Origin of the sequence: Flavobacterium sp., assembly GCF_024710485.1 — a bacterium.
In the GTDB taxonomy this organism is placed as follows: domain Bacteria; phylum Bacteroidota; class Bacteroidia; order Flavobacteriales; family Flavobacteriaceae; genus Flavobacterium.
On record NZ_JANJUQ010000031.1, the window covers coordinates 117567 to 135209 of the forward strand.

General features: G+C 37.7%; 13 protein-coding genes. 4 read left to right on the plus strand and 9 right to left on the minus strand.

Annotation, left to right across the window (positions count from 1 at the left end):
* Positions 1 to 116: 116 nt before the first annotated feature.
* The 6 genes from Q0M21_RS07910 to Q0M21_RS07935 form a co-directional block, all read right to left on the minus strand.
* Positions 117 to 1478, minus strand: coding sequence for a pyridoxal-phosphate dependent enzyme (locus Q0M21_RS07910; RefSeq protein WP_295336707.1), 1362 nt, complete (start codon positions 1476 to 1478; stop codon positions 117 to 119).
* A gap of 187 nt (positions 1479 to 1665) precedes the next feature.
* Positions 1666 to 3633: a putative porin gene (locus Q0M21_RS07915; RefSeq protein ID WP_295336710.1), complete on the minus strand. Its 1968-nt coding sequence runs from the start codon at positions 3631 to 3633 to the stop codon at positions 1666 to 1668.
* Positions 3634 to 3728: 95 nt separating this feature from the next.
* Positions 3729 to 5618, minus strand: coding sequence for a S8 family serine peptidase (locus Q0M21_RS07920; protein ID WP_295336713.1), 1890 nt, complete (start codon positions 5616 to 5618; stop codon positions 3729 to 3731).
* Between the two features lie 157 nt (positions 5619 to 5775).
* Entirely contained in the window at positions 5776 to 6540 is a 765-nt protein-coding gene (locus Q0M21_RS07925; RefSeq protein ID WP_295336716.1) for a hypothetical protein, read from the minus strand.
* Positions 6541 to 6552: 12 nt separating this feature from the next.
* Positions 6553 to 8031, minus strand: a complete 1479-nt coding sequence (locus tag Q0M21_RS07930; RefSeq protein ID WP_295336718.1) for a RagB/SusD family nutrient uptake outer membrane protein — start codon at positions 8029 to 8031, stop codon at positions 6553 to 6555.
* 11 nt (positions 8032 to 8042) lie between these two features.
* Entirely contained in the window at positions 8043 to 11117 is a 3075-nt protein-coding gene (locus Q0M21_RS07935) for a SusC/RagA family TonB-linked outer membrane protein (RefSeq protein ID WP_295336721.1), read from the minus strand.
* A 192-nt stretch (positions 11118 to 11309) separates the two neighbouring features.
* On the opposite strand from Q0M21_RS07935, the gene Q0M21_RS07940 reads away from it, so the two are divergent.
* Entirely contained in the window at positions 11310 to 11909 is a 600-nt protein-coding gene (locus Q0M21_RS07940) for a ribonuclease HII (protein WP_295336724.1), read from the plus strand.
* Here Q0M21_RS07940 and lipB read toward each other — a convergent pair.
* Positions 11906 to 12598 (minus strand): lipoyl(octanoyl) transferase LipB, encoded by a 693-nt coding sequence (lipB, locus tag Q0M21_RS07945; RefSeq protein ID WP_295336727.1) that lies wholly within the window; start codon positions 12596 to 12598, stop codon positions 11906 to 11908. The two genes, Q0M21_RS07940 and lipB, sit on opposite strands and share 4 nt — an antisense overlap.
* Positions 12598 to 13446, minus strand: a complete 849-nt coding sequence (locus tag Q0M21_RS07950; RefSeq protein WP_295336729.1) for a hypothetical protein — start codon at positions 13444 to 13446, stop codon at positions 12598 to 12600. Before Q0M21_RS07950 ends, lipB begins: the two co-directional genes overlap by 1 nt.
* A 210-nt stretch (positions 13447 to 13656) precedes the next feature.
* Between Q0M21_RS07950 and lysS the strand changes: the two genes are divergently transcribed.
* From lysS to Q0M21_RS07965, 3 genes are all read left to right on the plus strand, one after another.
* Positions 13657 to 15348: a lysine--tRNA ligase gene (gene lysS, locus Q0M21_RS07955; RefSeq protein ID WP_295336732.1), complete on the plus strand. Its 1692-nt coding sequence runs from the start codon at positions 13657 to 13659 to the stop codon at positions 15346 to 15348.
* A gap of 102 nt (positions 15349 to 15450) precedes the next feature.
* Positions 15451 to 15888, plus strand: coding sequence for a hypothetical protein (locus tag Q0M21_RS07960; protein ID WP_295336734.1), 438 nt, complete (start codon positions 15451 to 15453; stop codon positions 15886 to 15888).
* Positions 15889 to 15951: 63 nt separating this feature from the next.
* On the plus strand, positions 15952 to 16284 hold the full coding sequence (locus Q0M21_RS07965; RefSeq protein WP_295336736.1) for a hypothetical protein: 333 nt from the start codon (positions 15952 to 15954) through the stop codon (positions 16282 to 16284).
* A 51-nt stretch (positions 16285 to 16335) separates the two neighbouring features.
* Here the strand turns inward: Q0M21_RS07965 and hemL are convergent, their stop codons facing one another.
* The gene (hemL, locus tag Q0M21_RS07970) at positions 16336 to 17622 is read right to left on the minus strand and encodes a glutamate-1-semialdehyde 2,1-aminomutase (RefSeq protein ID WP_295336739.1); all 1287 of its coding nucleotides are present in this window, start codon (positions 17620 to 17622) and stop codon (positions 16336 to 16338) included.
* Positions 17623 to 17643: the final 21 nt, after the last annotated feature.

A 17643-nucleotide genomic window follows, 5' to 3' on the forward strand; every position in this document is an offset into this window, starting at 1 on the left:
AGTAAAAAGGGACAAGACTTTTTTTGCCTTATCCCTTTTCTCTAATCCCTTTTGCTGCCGCGCCGTCTGGCCCGTTCGCTAAAAATATCTACCGGACATTATATTAACGCTCCGTCCTATTTAATCGAACTGATGATATCGTGTTTGGTAATAATATGGTGTTTTCCGTTGCCTAAATCAACCAATATCGCTTGGTTATCTTTATTGATTAACTTAGAAATTTCCTCTACCGGTGCGTTGGCATTCACAATTGGGTACGGTTTACCCATAATTTCTTTGATCGGTTTGTCGGCTATGTTTTTGTCTTCGATATAGCTACGGAACAAATCGGTTTCGTCTATGCTGCCCACAAAACCGGTGGTATCAATTACCGGGATTTGGGAGATGTTGTATTTTTTCAAGCGTTCGATAGCGTGTGACACTAATTCCTCTGTACGCACTATGACTAATGGTTTGTCTTTGTGGTCTTTGATTACGTCTTCTGCTTTGGTGATTTCTTCTTCCAAGAAACCTCTTTCTCGCATCCAGTCGTCGTTGAACATTTTCCCCACATAACGGCTTCCGCTATCGTGGAACAGCACTACTACAACATCATTCGGACCGAAATGCTCTTTTAATTGGTGTAAGCCTTTGACACAAGCACCTGCTGAGTTCCCCACAAAAATCCCTTCTTCCAAAGCAATTTTACGAGTGTACACGGCTGCATCTTTATCGGTTACTTTAGTAAACCCATCGATAACTGAGAAATCAACGTTTTTAGGTAAGATGTCTTCTCCGATACCTTCTGTGATATAAGAGTAGATTTCGTTTTCGTCGAATATACCGGTTTCGTGGTATTTTTTGAAAACAGAACCGTAGGTATCAATGCCCCAAACTTTAACATTAGGATTTTTCTCTTTTAAGTATTTTCCAATACCGGAAATGGTTCCGCCGGTTCCTACACCTACAACAAAATGCGTTACTTTACCATCTGTTTGTTCCCAGATTTCGGGACCGGTTTGTTGGTAATGTGCTAGTGCGTTGCTTGGGTTATCGTATTGGTTTACGTACCAAGAATTAGGAATTTCAGTGCTCAATCGTTTCGAAACCGAATAGTACGAACGCGGATCAGTTGGCTCTACATCGGTTGGACAAACGATTACTTTAGCGCCAACGGCACGAAGGATGTCCATTTTTTCTTTGGATTGTTTGTCGGTAATTACAAAAATACATTTGTACCCTTTTACAATAGCGGCTAAAGCTAAGCCCATACCGGTATTTCCGGAAGTTCCTTCGATGATGGTTCCGCCCGGTTTTAGTCGACCGTCGGCTTCGGCATCTTCTACCATTTTAAGCGCCATGCGGTCTTTGGTAGAATTTCCGGGATTGAAGGTTTCTACTTTGGCCAAAACCAAAGCGTCGATGCCTTTTACCACTTTATTTAATTTTACTAAAGGCGTGTGACCAATAGTGCCTAGTATGTTTTCTGCGTAGTCCATTTTTGAGTAGCTGAGTAGCTGAGCTTTTAATTTAGGTTACAAAGATATTGATAAAAAGAAGGTTTGCAAGTTTGAAGAACGTTAATTCAAATATGTTTGCGTGCGGGATGGGAACGGCATCCTTTTGTTGCGTTGCCCAACGAAACAAAAGATACAGTGGACAGCGCGGTAACACGCCCAAAAGAAATTACTGGAAGAAGTTCCACACTAACCCGAAGCGAATCATAAAATCGCGGTACGGATAGTTGGGTGCAGTGTAAAAAGTATTGCCCGTCATGCGAGAGTTCAAATGCTCTACTTTAAAGAAAATGCGCGTTTGACGGATTCGGGCGTTCACGAAGAAATCGACCATTGGAAACGCCCCTATTTCTCGGGTGTTTTGCACGAAGGCTTCGGCCAGGACCGGATTGTAATCGTTGGCGAAATATTTGGTGAAGTAATTGAAAGTAAAACCGGATTGTAGGAACAGCGCTTTTTTAAAAAAATAATCGGTGTAATACAAAGAGTTTCGGGTTACGATTTGCGGCACATTGAGCACGTCGTCTTCTTGGTCTACTTGTTGGTATAAAACAGTGTTATCGAGCGCCAATTTCCACCATTTGAATTCGCGGCTGACTTTAACCGACAAATAGTTGATGGTTTTATTGTATTGTTTTGGGGTAACGATTTGCTGTTGCGGATTGGTAGCATCATTGCTGAAGAACAAGTAATCGTTGAGTGAACTTATTTGCATGGAGGCGTCGAACCATTGGGTTTTGGCCATTACTTCCAGATTATTGATTTTTTCGTTTTTGAAATCATTGTACCAATTGTAGCCGATGAAACTGCTTTGGTGGAGGTTGTAAAGATGATCGGGGATTTTGTTGAGCATTTGGTATTGGAACTGCAGCTCGTTCTTGGCATTGAGTTGGTATTTGAGTTGGGCGTTAAAGTTTGTCAGTGATTGGTTAGAAATAGAATTAGAATAGGTAAACACTCCGTTCCATTTATTCTTGCGGTATTCGTATTGACCACCGACAGTGTTGATGGCATCACTTAAAGAACCGGGAACGATCCCGGAATCCAAAATCAGGACTTTATCGTAAAAGTAGTTGAATCGGTAATCTTCGGCGAAGAATTGGAATTTACCCAATAAGGCATTTTCATAAATAGCGCCGACTTTGTTGTGCATACGGTTATAGCGACTTTGATCATTGATACCGCCCGGGACGTAGGCATCTCCAAAACGCAAAACTTGGGTGTTACCCACAGCAGAGGTCAAGGTTTGCTGATTGTATTCGAAAAACTTGTGTTCGTAAGTGAATTGGTGTGAGAGGTACAAGTTGTTATTGCCTTTTTTGGGATTGATTCGGAAATTATGGTCGAAGAAGTATCTTTTACCTTTCATGAACGATTTGGCGTCTCTTAAATACACTTCTAACCTAGCTCGGTTTTGGAATGCAGGATCTTCACTTTCGAAATCTTCTAAGGTAGTAATCCCGCCGTTTTCTCCATTCAAGAAATCTTGACCGGTAAAATGGAGATTGAGGTAATATCTTTTGTTGAGTGTGTTGTAGCTGGTGGTGAAGCGGAAATTTCCGGTGCTTGACAATTGGTTAATGTATCTTCCTATGGAACGCAAACCCCTAAAGGCAACCGATATATTGAAGCGTTCGGAAGTATTTACCGCGATAAGTGCATCCACTGATTGGCCTTGTTCCATAACGGTTTTAAAATACAACTCGGTTACCGGTGTGGCCACAGAGTAATACTTAATATCGTCTATTTGGAGGTAATTGAAATGTTTTCCGGAATGTCCTAACTCGGGATAAGCGGCAAACTTTTTTAAACCATAGTCTAAAACAGTATAGGTCTGACCTTCGTTAGCAAACGGCAACAAACCGAAAATGTCTTTGCGCAAGTAATTGTACTCGTATTCTTTTTTTATAGTAAGTGATGTATCGACGTAAGTGGTGTCTTTTTGAAGGTTAATGATTCTGTATGAATCGTATGGTGCCGTTTTAACCTCTTTAGTTACTGTGGTATCTTTAACGGAATTATTCCTTTGAGATGTATTAGATTTCTGATTCAGACTACCGGATTTAGTTCCTCTGGTTCTCTGAGAGGAAACAGACTGAAATGAAAGAATTAAAACTATAAATAACAGATAGCGCATTGGACTGATTTTCGGAACAAAAATACACAAAACTATTGGTAATAAAATCATAAAAAAACCACCCGAAGGTGGTTTTCAAATATTCTTTTTAAACTTTAGTTTTTGACGAATTTTTTTGTCAAAGTTGCATTGTCGGTATTGAAGGTTACGAAATAAATCCCGGATGACAAACCGGAAACATCAATTTGGTTAGACGACAAATTTGATTCCTTGGTCAGTATTTTTTTTCCTGAGACATCATAAACAACAATATCTTTTAAAACAATTTCCTCCGAAAAAGAATAGTTCAATAATTGATTTGTAGGATTTGGATAGATGCTAATTGCACTAAGCTGAACTTCATTGGTATTTAAACTTGATAAGTTATCACCGCTGATAATTAAACTAAACCTTTGTCCAGAGGCTGGCAAGTTACCTTTATGAGATACTGTTATTGTATACGTTCCTGAAACATTCTCCAAATCAACTCTCTCAAAAATATCAACATTATTTGTTCCCAATCTGGTAGCAGCATTGTAAGGGAAATTCTTATCTAAACTCCAAGGAAAAAACACTTCTTGATTTTTAGTAACTTTCAAATCTAAATCATTAACCAAATATGTGGAATTTGGATCAACAACCCCTGAATTGAAATTTGCGGGAGCAGGATCTGTCCAACAAATAGAAACTTTTACATTGGAAGGATTGTCAACATTGAATGTTCTCGTATAGGTAGTATTATTACTCAATAACAATTCATCAATAACAGCTGTTCCGGTATTTTTTGCTGTTATAAGATTGGCCGCCGCAGCACTATCTACTAAACCCCAACCAAATTCATAATCAGGACCATTAAACAAACCGGCTTCTTTTGCTGTATGCATTACAAGTCCTTTGAGAGTGGAAGCTCTCATGAAATTAGAATTCAAATTATTATAATGTTGTTGAAGCAACAAACAACTACCGGCAACAGCCGGAGAAGCCATTGACGTTCCTTGGTAGGTATCATAAGAAGTGTCTGAAGTAGCTACACTGGAAAAAACAGCAACTCCTTTGGCTACAACCTCAGGTTTAATTCTACCGTCATCAGTTGGACCCCAACTGCTGAAACTAGACATCTGCACACTACCGGGATCGATATAACTTAACACAGAAGAAACAGCACCAACCGTTAGACTATTTTTGGCATTGTTTTGACCTCTAATTAAATCATAGCCAAACTTTAACTGATTTTGATTAGAAAGAATCGTTGAGGCATTACTATTTCTATCATTTCCTGCAGAAACAACCGGAAGGTAATATGGAGCTGCAAAAGTAATATTGTCCATTTGTTGAGCTCTTGAATCATAAGCTCCAAAAACCCAAGTATTTAAAGTAGAACCTTGCCAATAGGAATGATTGGACACTAACAGTCCGCCTGCTGCTTCAAAAGACATCTCAGCATAATCATTATTCCAATCAAAAGATTTACCATTTGCTTGAAAAGCTATACCTCTGGCATTGGTATTAATGCCTCCTGCTAAAATAGTACCTATTACATGGGTTCCATGGTTAGAATAATCCGTAAAATCAAAAATGGAAACTCTGGAATTATTAAATTCAACATGAGATTCCTTTGCTGGACCACTGTCCCACACACCAACTTCCATTCCTTGACCCTGAAGATTCAATCCTAAAACACCGCCGCTGTAGAGCTGATTAGCTGTTATGGTAATTGATGAACTACGATTGGTAGTTTCTGCGTAGGAAACATTACCATTCTCATCCACATCATAAATTTCTTTTTCAACTCCGTCAACGATAATTTTTTTGGAAACAAAATTTGATTGTAAATACTTATCAATTCTCGCTTGTCGCAGCTTATACTCTGATTGAAATATATTGCCCAACTCATTAAGCTTTACTACATCAGTGGCCTGAATGATTTTTTCTTTTTCTTTACTATTTTGACTGTAAATAGAAGTAGTTAATAATAAGGATAAAATTAAAGTAAATGAAATTTTCATGAAGTATAATAAGCTAAAAGTTTAATTCTGCACTAAAATTAAGCAAAAATTACAGAAACAGAATTTTATTGTGAAAAAATTAATACTAACGAACTAATTAATATATAAAAAAAAATGCCCCTTATAAATAAGAGGCATTTTAAGATTTATAATCAAATTAATTGATAGTAAATGTATATGGTGGTGTTTGGAAACCAAAATCACCTCCACCTGTTGCTAAAACAGAACCGTCTGAATCCAAACTTAAAGTAAACGTACCGTTACCTGGGAAAGACATACCGTCTCCGTAGCTATCAGTCATTACAAAAGTGTAAGTACCAGGCTGCAAACAAAACTGCTGAGCATGAGTAGCTTGTCCATCAGAGTAAGCACCCGCATTAGCAGAGGCAACTACACCTGAATCATTGGAAAGGGTCCAACCAATCTCACTACCGTAACCATCAAAATTGATGTTTAAGTTAACTCTAGTACCTTCACAAGCTCTTTGTATAGAAACAATATGGTTACTTCTGTTAGGCAAAGAATACAACTCAGAATCGAAAACTAAAACCAAGCTTACAGAACCTAGAGCAGGCAAACTTGCAAAATCAGCTGAATTAATTTTTACTCTTGCGGTTGTACTACCTGCAGGAATAACAGCTGTAGAATAATCAATTGAGTATTGACTAGGTAAAGCAGTTGAAAATGAACTAACTTGAATGTCAACTGGTCTATCCACATTAGAAATTGTTGTAGAGCTAACTAACACTTCAATAAATGAAGGTGTTGTAGGGCCAACCTCTAAAACAGAAGTACTATTATTGAACAATAATGCCTCTTGAGGACCTGAAAAAGACTTGTAGTTTTCGTCATCTCCACTACAACTAGTAATAAGTGAAAAGACAACTAAAAAACTAAATGCTGATAAAATTAATTTTTTCATATTTTATTTTTTTTAATAACCTGGATTTTGTTGAATAGTAACGTTACCTGCTACTTCTGCCTGTGGTACTGGCATAGTAAAGCGGTGATCAGTAAGAGGCAAAGTTAATGGAACATTCTGCAATGCATCGTCAGTAATGTTTCTGTCAATACCTTGAACACCAGCTAAAGCAGCTAATCTTTTGATATCGATGTAACGGTGACCTTCAAAAGCCAATTCCTTTCTTCTCTCTAATAAAATATCAGCCCAAGCAGCTTGTGCAGTAGTATATGCAGGAGTAGTTTGACCTGTACCTCTAGCTTGTCTGATAGATTGTACTCTTGCAGCTGCAGCAGCTAAATTTTGAGTAGACCCACCAACTTCACACTCAGCAATAATCAAAACCATCTCTGATGATCTGTACATCTTTAAATCATTTCTCAATGGTTGAGCAGACTTACCAGGATATTTATCGATAGCTATGATATCAGTTTCGATATAATTAATATCATTTAAGTACGAAGAATTAATCGAAGATGAAGGATCAACCCATGAAGCTAATCTAATATCATTTGGATGTTGAGCGTATAAATTGTACAAGTTTCTTCCCATATCATGGAAAGCACCTCCTGAAGCAGTAGTGGTATTAAAATACCAAGTACCCGCAATGTTAGACCATGTTCCTCCTGAAGGACGTGAAGCTGCGAAAATAATTTCACCTTGACCAGAGTCTCTCCACATTGCACTATACTGAGTAGGGTTTGTAGTAAGTGGTCTGGCAGCTAAAGCAAGAGTAGCATAATTTTTTGCTAAATCGTAATTTTTACGGTAAAGATACATTCTTGCTCTAATAGCATTAACAAGGTTTCTAGTTACAAATTTATAATCCGTAGCAGCTGATAAATTATTCTCAGCAAACAAAAGGTCTTCTTCAATAAAGTTATAAATAACACTATTAGGAACTCTTAATCTTGGCTCAACCACTAAAGGATCATACACTTGATCAGACAATATAACACCAAGGGCATTTGGATCTGACATGTCGGTTGAATAGTAAGCCAACAACTGAAGATAAGCATGAGCTCTTAAAGTTCTTGCCTCGGCAAGGATAGCATTCTTTTGAGCTGTTTCAGCAGCATTAGCTGGAGTAACTAAATCAGAAAACTCAATTAATCTGTTTACTCTGTTGATTAGAGTATAGTGAGTACTCCACAAACTTGCAGCAAATCCGGTAGTAGGATTTAATTGAAATCTGTGCTCTTCCAAATTTTGACCACCATTATCAGGGCCAATTCCAACCTCGTCTGTGAATACAGAAGTAAAAGCAATTTCTGTTGAATTGTTTACTCTGGAATAGATATCTCCATTCAAGTAACTTCTTAGATTGGCAACAGTTTTAAATGCTCCTTCAGGATATAATTCACCTTCCTGAACTATATCCAACGCATCATTACAAGAAGTTGTAAGTGCGGCTGAAAATGCAATAAATAAAAGGTATTTAATTTTTTTCATAATTATTTTTTTTAGAAACTTATAGATGTACCAAAAGTAATTGTTCTCGGGTTAGGGAAATTAGTTACTGAAAGCGCAGTAATCGCTTCAGGATCAAAACCTCTCCATTTTGTCCACGTTAAAAGGTTTTCTCCTTGAACAAAAAATCTTACATTAGTAATTGGAGAATTTTTAAGGAACTTAGAAGGAACATTATACCCAATGTTTACGTTTTTCAAACGTAAGAAAGACGAATCATATAAAAATCTGTCTGAATCAAAAAACACATCATTATTAGTAGCATTAATTGATGGTACATTAGAGGTAGTGTTTGTAGGAGTCCATTGATTTAAGAAGTCTGCAGTTACATTTTCTTCACCAATAAATGCTGGGTTTGAAGCCCATCTGAATTGGTTGTCAATTCTCCAAACATCATACATGTAAGAGAATAATGTGTTAACAAAGAATCCTTTGTAATCAATATTAAATCCAAATCCACCTTGGTATTTTGGTAAGTTACTTTTACCTGTAGCTCTTCTGTCTTTTGCAGGGTTTGGAGTCTCAGTCAAATTATTATTGATATCTAAGTATAATAAATTTCCGTTAGCTTGGTTAACCCCAACATAAGGTACTAAGTTCCACTCATTCAAGATATAACCAGGAGCAACAATGTTAGTAACACCATTAATATCTGTCTCTTGAATTGAAATAACTTGGTTTTTATTGTATGAAGTATTAGCAAACACTGAAAGTTTTAAATCATCAGTTTTAATAACATTATATTTCAATTGAACCTCGATACCATCATTTCTCAACTCACCATTGTTACCTGAAATAGCAAATCCAGTACCTACAACAGCAGAGTTAGGAATAGAGTTGAATAGGTTAGTTGTTGTTTTTCTATAAACATCAATGTTACCTTCAAGTTTTTTGTTGAATAATATGAAATCGATACCAACGTTTGCTTGAGAAATTTCTTCCCATTGAACAGCTGTGTTAGCAAACTGACCATATAGCAAAGAACCAGGTACGTTGTTATAACCAGTTCCCGGGCTAATAATCTCTCTAATTAAGTTTGGAGTAGTTAATAAAGATGGGAAACCATAGTTGGCAGCTGAGATATTTTGGTTACCATTAGTTCCGTAAGAAGCTCTCAATTTTAACATGTCAAAACCAGAATTCTTCATAAACTCTTCTTTGTCGATATTCCATCTACCGGATACAGACCAGAAAGTACCCCAACGGTTGTCATCAGCAAAACGGTACGTCGCATCTCTTCTTAAAACCCCACTGAAACCGTACTTTTCATTGTAATCATAATCCAAAGTTCCAAAAACTGATAGTGTTCCACCAGTTAATTTAGCAGCATTTACAGAAGAAATGTAAAAGTTTGGAGTTGCAGGGTTGAAAGCAATGTAACCAGTACCTGCTCCAGGTGAATACGTTGCAGGATTCAAACCGTTTTGTCTTGACCCATGACCTTCATAGTGTGCTTTGGTATACTCCATAAATAAACCTGCAGAGAAATCATGTTTTTCTTTAAATACTTTGTTATACCCTAAGTTTAAGATATTAGTGAAAGTCAAATCATTGAAAGTAGATTTGTCTTCAAAACCACCAAATTCAGCACCTTGAGTAGCAGCTACAACTAAAGCTAAATAAGACCATGGTGCTCTAGCGAACAATCTGTCATACTGCTTGAAATCAATACCTGATCTGTTAGACAAGGTAATGTTTGGCGTAATTTTATAAGATGCACCAATATTTAAAGTCATTGTCTTATCAGAATACATACTTGGAAGATTACCTTCTCTTAAGATATCTTGCAAAACATAAGTATCATTTGCTCCAGAAAAATCTGTACCAATAGCAGCAAGTAATTCAGCTCCTGTTTCATAAGGAGAAGACACTATATACGGTAACCCCATCAAACCTCCATGAAGTGGGTTTTGAATAGTGTTGTTATTAACACCACTGTTAGTTTCTTGATCTAACTGATTTCTCTTAGAGTAACCGATAGCCAACTGTGTGTCATAGTTGAATTTATCATTATTACTTTTACCTTTAAGGTTAGTTCTGAATGTAAAACGTTTAAAGTTTGTTGTTGGAACCATTCCTCCTTGCTCAAAATAACCCAAAGAAGTGTAAGAAGAAATATTTTTTCCTCCAAAAGTAATTCCTAAGTTATGTTGCGTAACTCTGTCTACACTGAAAAATTCATCCATCCAATTTGTATTAATATTGAAAGCAGCAATTTCAGCATCAGTCAAAGTTACCCCAAGACCTGTACCTTTGATTTTCTCAATAGCCAACAACTCTTTTGAGTTTGACATATTGTAATCATTCTTAGGTAAAGTATTGAAACCTGTAGTAGCATCATAAGTAAACTTAACCCCAGAATCATATTTACCATTTTTGGTTGTAATCACGATTACACCATTCGCACCTTTATTTCCATAAATGGAAGTACCAGACGCATCTCTCAAAGTGGTAACTGATTCAATTTCATTTTGGTTCAAGTTACGGAATTGGTTAGAAGTCGAAGGAACCCCATCAATAACAATCAAAGGATCTGTGTTTCCGTTGATAGAAGACGCCCCTCTAATAAAACCGTCAAACTTACCAGAACCTGGGGAACCAGAACTGGAAATCAAAGTAAGTCCCGGTGATTGCCCCTGTAAAGAAGCCAAAACAGAAACGTTTGCTCTGTTTTCGATTGTTTCAGAAGAAATTGTAGTTTGAGCAGTTGTTGAATTAGCTTTCGTTCTGGTTCTGTTGTAACCTTCAGAAACAATTACAACTTCACTTAAAGCTACCCCTTCAGACAATGTTACATTGTAGTTATTAGCGGCAGTAACACTAATAGACTGCGTGTTGTAACCGGTAAAAGAAACTACCAATACATCACCCTGTTTAGCTTTGATGGAAAATTTCCCGTCAAAATCAGTTTGAGTGCTGTTTTTTGTTCCCTTTACAATAACATTTGCACCAGGAAGCGGTCCAGTTTTATCTGAAACAACTCCAGTAACAGTTTTGTCTTGTGCAAACGAAAACTGCATAGTAAACGCTAACAAGAGCGTAAAAATCCATTTGAACTTCGTTCTCATATTAATTTTATTTGAGTTAGTTATTTCGCAAACTTCTTAATTATTTCTTAAATAAACAAATATTACTTCGGAATAATATTTTTTTAACACTTGAGAAACCCACACCATTAAGTTGTTTGGAAACACTAGACTTTGATGAAATAAATTTAAATTGGTTGCGTGAGTTTATTTATTTTTACTGAAAAAAATAAAATGTTATTAAATTATTACTCTGATTTCTCTTTAGAATGCGGAACAGACGAGGCCGGCAGAGGCTGTTTGGCCGGACCGGTTACCGCAGCCGCGGTAATCTTACCTGAACATTTCAGCTTGGATTACCTGAATGACTCTAAACAGATTTCTGAAAAAACAAGAAAGCAACTGAAACCTTTGATTGAAGACAAAGCCGTTTCATTTGCTGTAACACACCTTGAACCTTCGGTAATTGACAACATTAATATTTTGAATGCTTCTATTAAAGCAATGCAAGAAAGCATCCTAAAGTTGAATCCTCTTCCGGAATATATTATTGTAGACGGCAATCGATTTAAACCGCTAAATCAAATACCTTATACTACTATAGTGAAAGGCGACAGTAAATATCTCAGTATAGCTGCGGCTTCAGTCTTAGCAAAAACCTACAGAGATGAATACATGGACAAAATACACGAAGAATTTCCAATGTACAACTGGAAAAAGAATAAAGGATATCCAACCATCGAACACCGTGAAGCTATCAAAAAATACGGCCCCACTAAATACCATCGAATTTCGTTTCGATTATTGCCGGAACAATTAAAATTAGAATTTTAAATAAAAGCGGATTCGAAAAGCGCTGAAAAGTGTTTCTGAATTTTGGCTTTCACTTCTTGCTCGTCTACTTTTTGTCCAAGTTCAACATGCATGGAAGTAACTGCTTTCCCACGAATACCGCAAGGAATGATATTGTCAAAATAACCCAAATCGGCATTAACATTTAAAGCAAAGCCATGCATGGTAACCCAGCGACTGGCGCGCACACCCATAGCACAAATCTTGCGCGCAAAAGGCGTCCCTACATCAAGCCAAACACCGGTTTCCCCTTCACTTCTTGTACCTATAATATTGTATTCTGCTAAAGTGAGTATAATAACTTCCTCCAGCAACCTTAAATACTTGTGGATATCTGTAAAAAAGTTTTCCAAATCCAATATCGGATACCCTACAATTTGGCCGGGTCCGTGGTAAGTAATATCACCGCCTCTGTTGATTTTATAGAAAGTAGCGCCTTTGGCAACCAACTGTTTTTCGGAAAGTAATAAATTAGAAATGTCTCCACTTTTCCCTAAAGTGTAAACATGCGGATGTTCTACAAACAAAAAATAATTCGGAGTAACCAGTTGCGGATTGTTTCGTTTTTCCAACTTGACATCCACTATCTCTTTAAACAAAGCCTCTTGGTAATCCCAAGTTTCCTTGTAGTCTTTATTTCCTAAGTCGCGTAGTTGTATCTCTTTATTCATTACTCAAATTCTATTTCCAAATCCAATGATTTTGGTTTTTTCATATAATCCTCAAAAAGATAATCGATGGTTACGGTTTTTTTATCTTCACTAAGCACTGCATTTGGCACCGAAATGGTTTTGATTTTCTTTTCAAAAGTATAAACCACTTTGTAACTTGATTTTCCCATAAGCTCTTTCATGGCTTCTGTCAAACCTTCCGCTAATTTCTGCGCTTCCAGTTCTTCTCCCGACAGTTTGGTTTCCTTAGATTTGATTGTGTCTGAGGTTTTTTCAGACGCCTGCAACTCGGCCACTACCCTTTTGAAGATTTTCCCATTGTAATCATAGGAGGTTACTGAATTTTCTTGGGCTTCTTTTTGCGTCATGGCTGATCCTGCCTGGGCAGGTGCTACTCCGGCACTTTTCAAGGTAGTTAAAGGCGAAGTCATGTTTTTCAATTCTTCAATGGTTTTGAAATCGGAAAAAAGCGAGTACTTCATTTGATTGGCTTCTTCATTTACAATCATTCTCACACTGAAATGCTCCATTTTTTTGATGCGCTCCCGCTCTTCTGCCGGCAAAGCAGCTATACTGTCTTTTTTATCCGCAAACAATTCCTTGAAAGTGTAAGTACTATCGATAGTTTTGCCATTTCTCTGCTCTCCCTTTTTGCTTTTTCTTTTGCTTGCTTTTTTTTCGCTCCCATTGGAAAAAGAATTTCCAACCATTTCCATCACGGGAGAAGCATCAATGTCATAACTGAATTTTCCCGAACCGTCGTCTTTAATTAAAAGCGACTCCGTAATCATACAGCTTTGGAAAAAAGTAAGGAACACAACAAACGAGAACAGTTTAAGCAGTTTCATAAAAATAATTTTGCCAAAGATACAAATGATTTCCCAATTAGCCCCGATTACAGCGGCATCTTGCCTGTAAGGCGAGATAGAGCGAAAAGCGGGAATACGGATTACTGATTAAGCCCAAGCCATTCGCTCCAAAATCAAAAAAATTGAAACCGCGAGACTTTGATACTTTAGCACTTATCGTTATCTTTGCGGGCTTAAAAACCTTTGTATATGCAACTTTCGGAACAAGAAATTATCAGAAGAGAGAAACTTCAAGCCCTTCGCGACTTAGGCATCAACCCTTATCCTGCGGATTTATTCCCGGTAGACCATACGTCTAAACAGGTTAAGGAAACTTTTGAAGAAGGCAAGAAGGTGGTAGTTGCCGGAAGATTGATGAGTATACGTGACCAAGGAAAAGCGGCTTTTGTAGAATTACAAGACAGCGAAGGCCGAATCCAATTGTACTTTAACCGAGATGTAATTTGTCCGGGCGAAGACAAAACAAAATACAACCAAGTCTTCAGAAAACTGACCGATTTAGGCGACTTTATAGGTGTGGAAGGCGAATTGTTCTTGACTAAAGTAGGCGAAAAAACTATTCATGTAAACAATTTTACTTTTTTAAGCAAAACCCTTCGACCATTACCATTACCAAAAATGGACGACGAAGGTCACGTATTCGACGCTTTTACCGATCCGGAATTGCGTTACCGCATGCGTTATGTTGATTTAGTAGTGAATCCGCAAGTGAAAGAAGTGTTCGTTAAAAGAACCAAGTTGTTCAATGCGATGCGAAGCTTTTTCAATACAGCCGGTTATATGGAAGTGGAAACACCTGTATTGCAATCGATTGCAGGTGGTGCAGCAGCACGTCCGTTTATCACACACCACAATAGCTTAGACATTCCTTTATACATGAGAATTGCCAACGAATTGTATCTGAAAAGATTAATCGTAGGTGGTTTTGACGGGGTTTATGAGTTTTCGAAAAACTTCCGAAACGAAGGAATGGACCGCACGCACAATCCGGAGTTCACGGCTATGGAAATCTATGTAGCTTACAAAGACTACAACTGGATGATGGAATTCACAGAGCAGTTATTGGAATATTGCGCAATACAAGTAAATGGAACCACCGAAACCACTTTTGGCGAACATAAAGTTGATTTCAAAGCACCTTATGCTCGTGTTACGATGACGGATGCCATCAAACAATTTACCGGTTTTGACATTTCAGGCAAAAGCGAGGCTGAATTATTTGAAGCCGCCAGAAATATGGGTATCGAAGTTGACGAAACGATGGGTAAAGGCAAATTAATCGATGAGATTTTCGGCGCTAAGTGTGAAGGCAACTTTATTCAGCCGACTTTCATCACCGATTATCCTAAAGAAATGTCGCCTTTGTGTAAAGAACACCGCGACAATCCGGAGTTGACCGAACGTTTTGAATTGATGGTTTGCGGCAAAGAAATTGCCAATGCTTATTCGGAATTGAACGACCCGATTGACCAAAGAGAGCGTTTTGAAGCCCAATTAAAATTAGCCGAGCGCGGCGACGATGAAGCGACCCAATTTATTGACCACGATTTTTTAAGAGCGTTGGAATACGGTATGCCGCCAACTTCCGGTTTGGGAATTGGCATGGACCGATTGATTATGTTTTTAACCAACAACCAATCGATACAAGAAGTGTTATTCTTCCCGCAAATGCGTCCGGAGAAAAAACAATTAGAATTGACCGAAGAAGAGAAAGTCATTATTGGTTTGTTGAAAGCCGAAAACAATCAGGCTTTGAGTGCATTGAAAGAGAAATCGCAACTCAGTGGTAAAAAATGGGACGCTGCCATGAAAGGATTGGCCAAACACGGCTTAACCAAGGTAGTGGTTGACGGCGATAACAAAACCGTAGTTTTAAACTAAACACCGAAGAGCTCAAATGAGCTCTTTTTTTATATTTTTTTTACTTTTTAAACCTTTTTCGATTGGTAATGTCCAATACTTGTAATTCAAAAAAATGACAACATGAAAAAATTATTTTTAGCCCTTTTACTATTGGTAGGTGTAGCCACTTGGGCACAAGGAAAAAGAGAGAGAAAACAAGACGGTGAGCGTTTAACCAAAGAAGAGAGAGTAGACCTTCAAGTAAAAAGAATGACAAAGGACTTGGATTTGACAGAAAAGCAAGCCAAAGAATTTCGTGCATTGGCTACCAAACAAGTAGAAAAAAGAGACGCTAAAAGAGCTCAAGTGCAGGAAGAAAGAAAAGCAAAAATGGAAGCTCTAAAAGCCCAAATGCAAGAAGAACAAGCCGCTCACACTGCCGAAATGAAAAAAATCCTTACTCCGGAACAATTTGCCAAATGGGAAAAATTACGTGACGAACGCAAAGAAAAAGTCAAAGAAAAAATGGCTGAAAGAAGAGGCAAAGGAAAACCAAGCATACAAGATTCACAAAAATAAATTTTGAGATTTCAACAAAATAAATTAGTTTTGAAGCTATTATTCTTCTAAACAACTAAAACAATGAAAAAATTTATTGCTGCTTTAACCTTATTGTTAGCTTTTACGATAAATGCAAACGCCCAAGAGAAAAAGGAATTAACCTCTGCGGAAAAAGCTAAAAAAGAAGCTGTGGCTTTGTCTCAGTATCTTGGTTTAAACGAAACACAAACCGCTGATTTCGAAAGATTATTTGAACAAAAGCACAGAACACTTGAAGACAAAACGTTATCTCAAGAAAGAAGAGCTGAAGTATCAAGAATTATTGAAATGAAAATTGCCGCCACAATTTCGGATGATCAAATGACGAAATTGAAACAAAACAAAGAATTATTCAAAGAACTAATCACCAACTAATACTTGTGATTCAAAATAAAAAAACCTCTCGGAAATGAGAGGTTTTTTTATTTATAAACTTTTAGCAACCTTATCGACCGCCTTTATAGTAAAATCTAAATCTTCATAAGTCAAGGCGTCAGTAATAAACCAAGTTTCATATGCCGATGGCGCTATGTAAACTCCTTCTTGCAACAAACCATGGAAAAACTTCTTGAAAGTTTCATTGTCTCCGTTTTTGGCGGTTTGAAAATCCACTACCGGAACAGCATCAAAATGCACGGAAATCATGGAGCCGACTCTATTGATGGTAAAAACAATATCGTTGGCTTTTAGAACTTCATCGATACCCTTGTGTAAATAAGCGGTTTTAGCTTCTAACCTATCGTAGATTTCTAAATCGGCATTCAAAGCTTGCAACATCGCATAACCTGCAACCATTGCCAAAGGATTTCCGGATAAGGTTCCGGCCTGATAAACAGGTCCTAAAGGCGCCAAGAAGTTCATGATTTCCTCGCGAGCCGCAAAAGCACCCACCGGCAAACCGCCTCCTATTACTTTTCCGAAACAAACAATATCGGCATTGATGTTATACAACTCTTGCGCTCCGCCTTTAGCTAAGCGAAAACCGGTCATCACTTCATCAAAAATCAAGAGTGCATTGTGATTACTACATACTTCTCTCAAGGCTTGTAAAAAACCCTCTTTTGGCGGCACACAACCCATATTTCCGGCAACCGGCTCTATAATCACGGCAGCTATTTCGTTAGGATTAGCCTCAAACAATGCTTTTACATTATCAATATCATTGTATTGTGCCAACAAAGTATCTTTAGCTGTACCTTGTGTTACACCGGGACTGTTTGGCACTCCAAACGTACTCAAACCGCTACCGGCAGCAATCAGGAAAGAATCGGAGTGACCGTGATAACATCCTGAAAACTTTATTATTTTATCTTTATTAGTAAAGCCTCTGGCCAATCGGATGGCGCTCATACAAGCTTCTGTACCTGAATTCACAAAACGTATCTTGTCAATATTCGGCACCATAGCAATTGCCATTTCGGCGATTTTGGTTTCTAATTCGGTTGGCATACCGAAGGAAGTTCCCTTTTTTGCCTTTTCGATGACTGCATCTACTACAGGCTGATAAGCATGTCCTAATATCATCGGACCCCACGAATTGATATAATCAATCAAACGATTATCATCTTCATCATACAAATAAGCGCCTTTGGCACTTTTGGCAAAAAGAGGCGTTCCGCCCACTCCTTTGAAAGCCCTGACGGGAGAGTTTACTCCTCCGGGAATTACTTTTTCAGCTTCAGCAAACAACTGACTGCTTCTTTGATAAATCATAATAAGTGTGAAATTATAAAA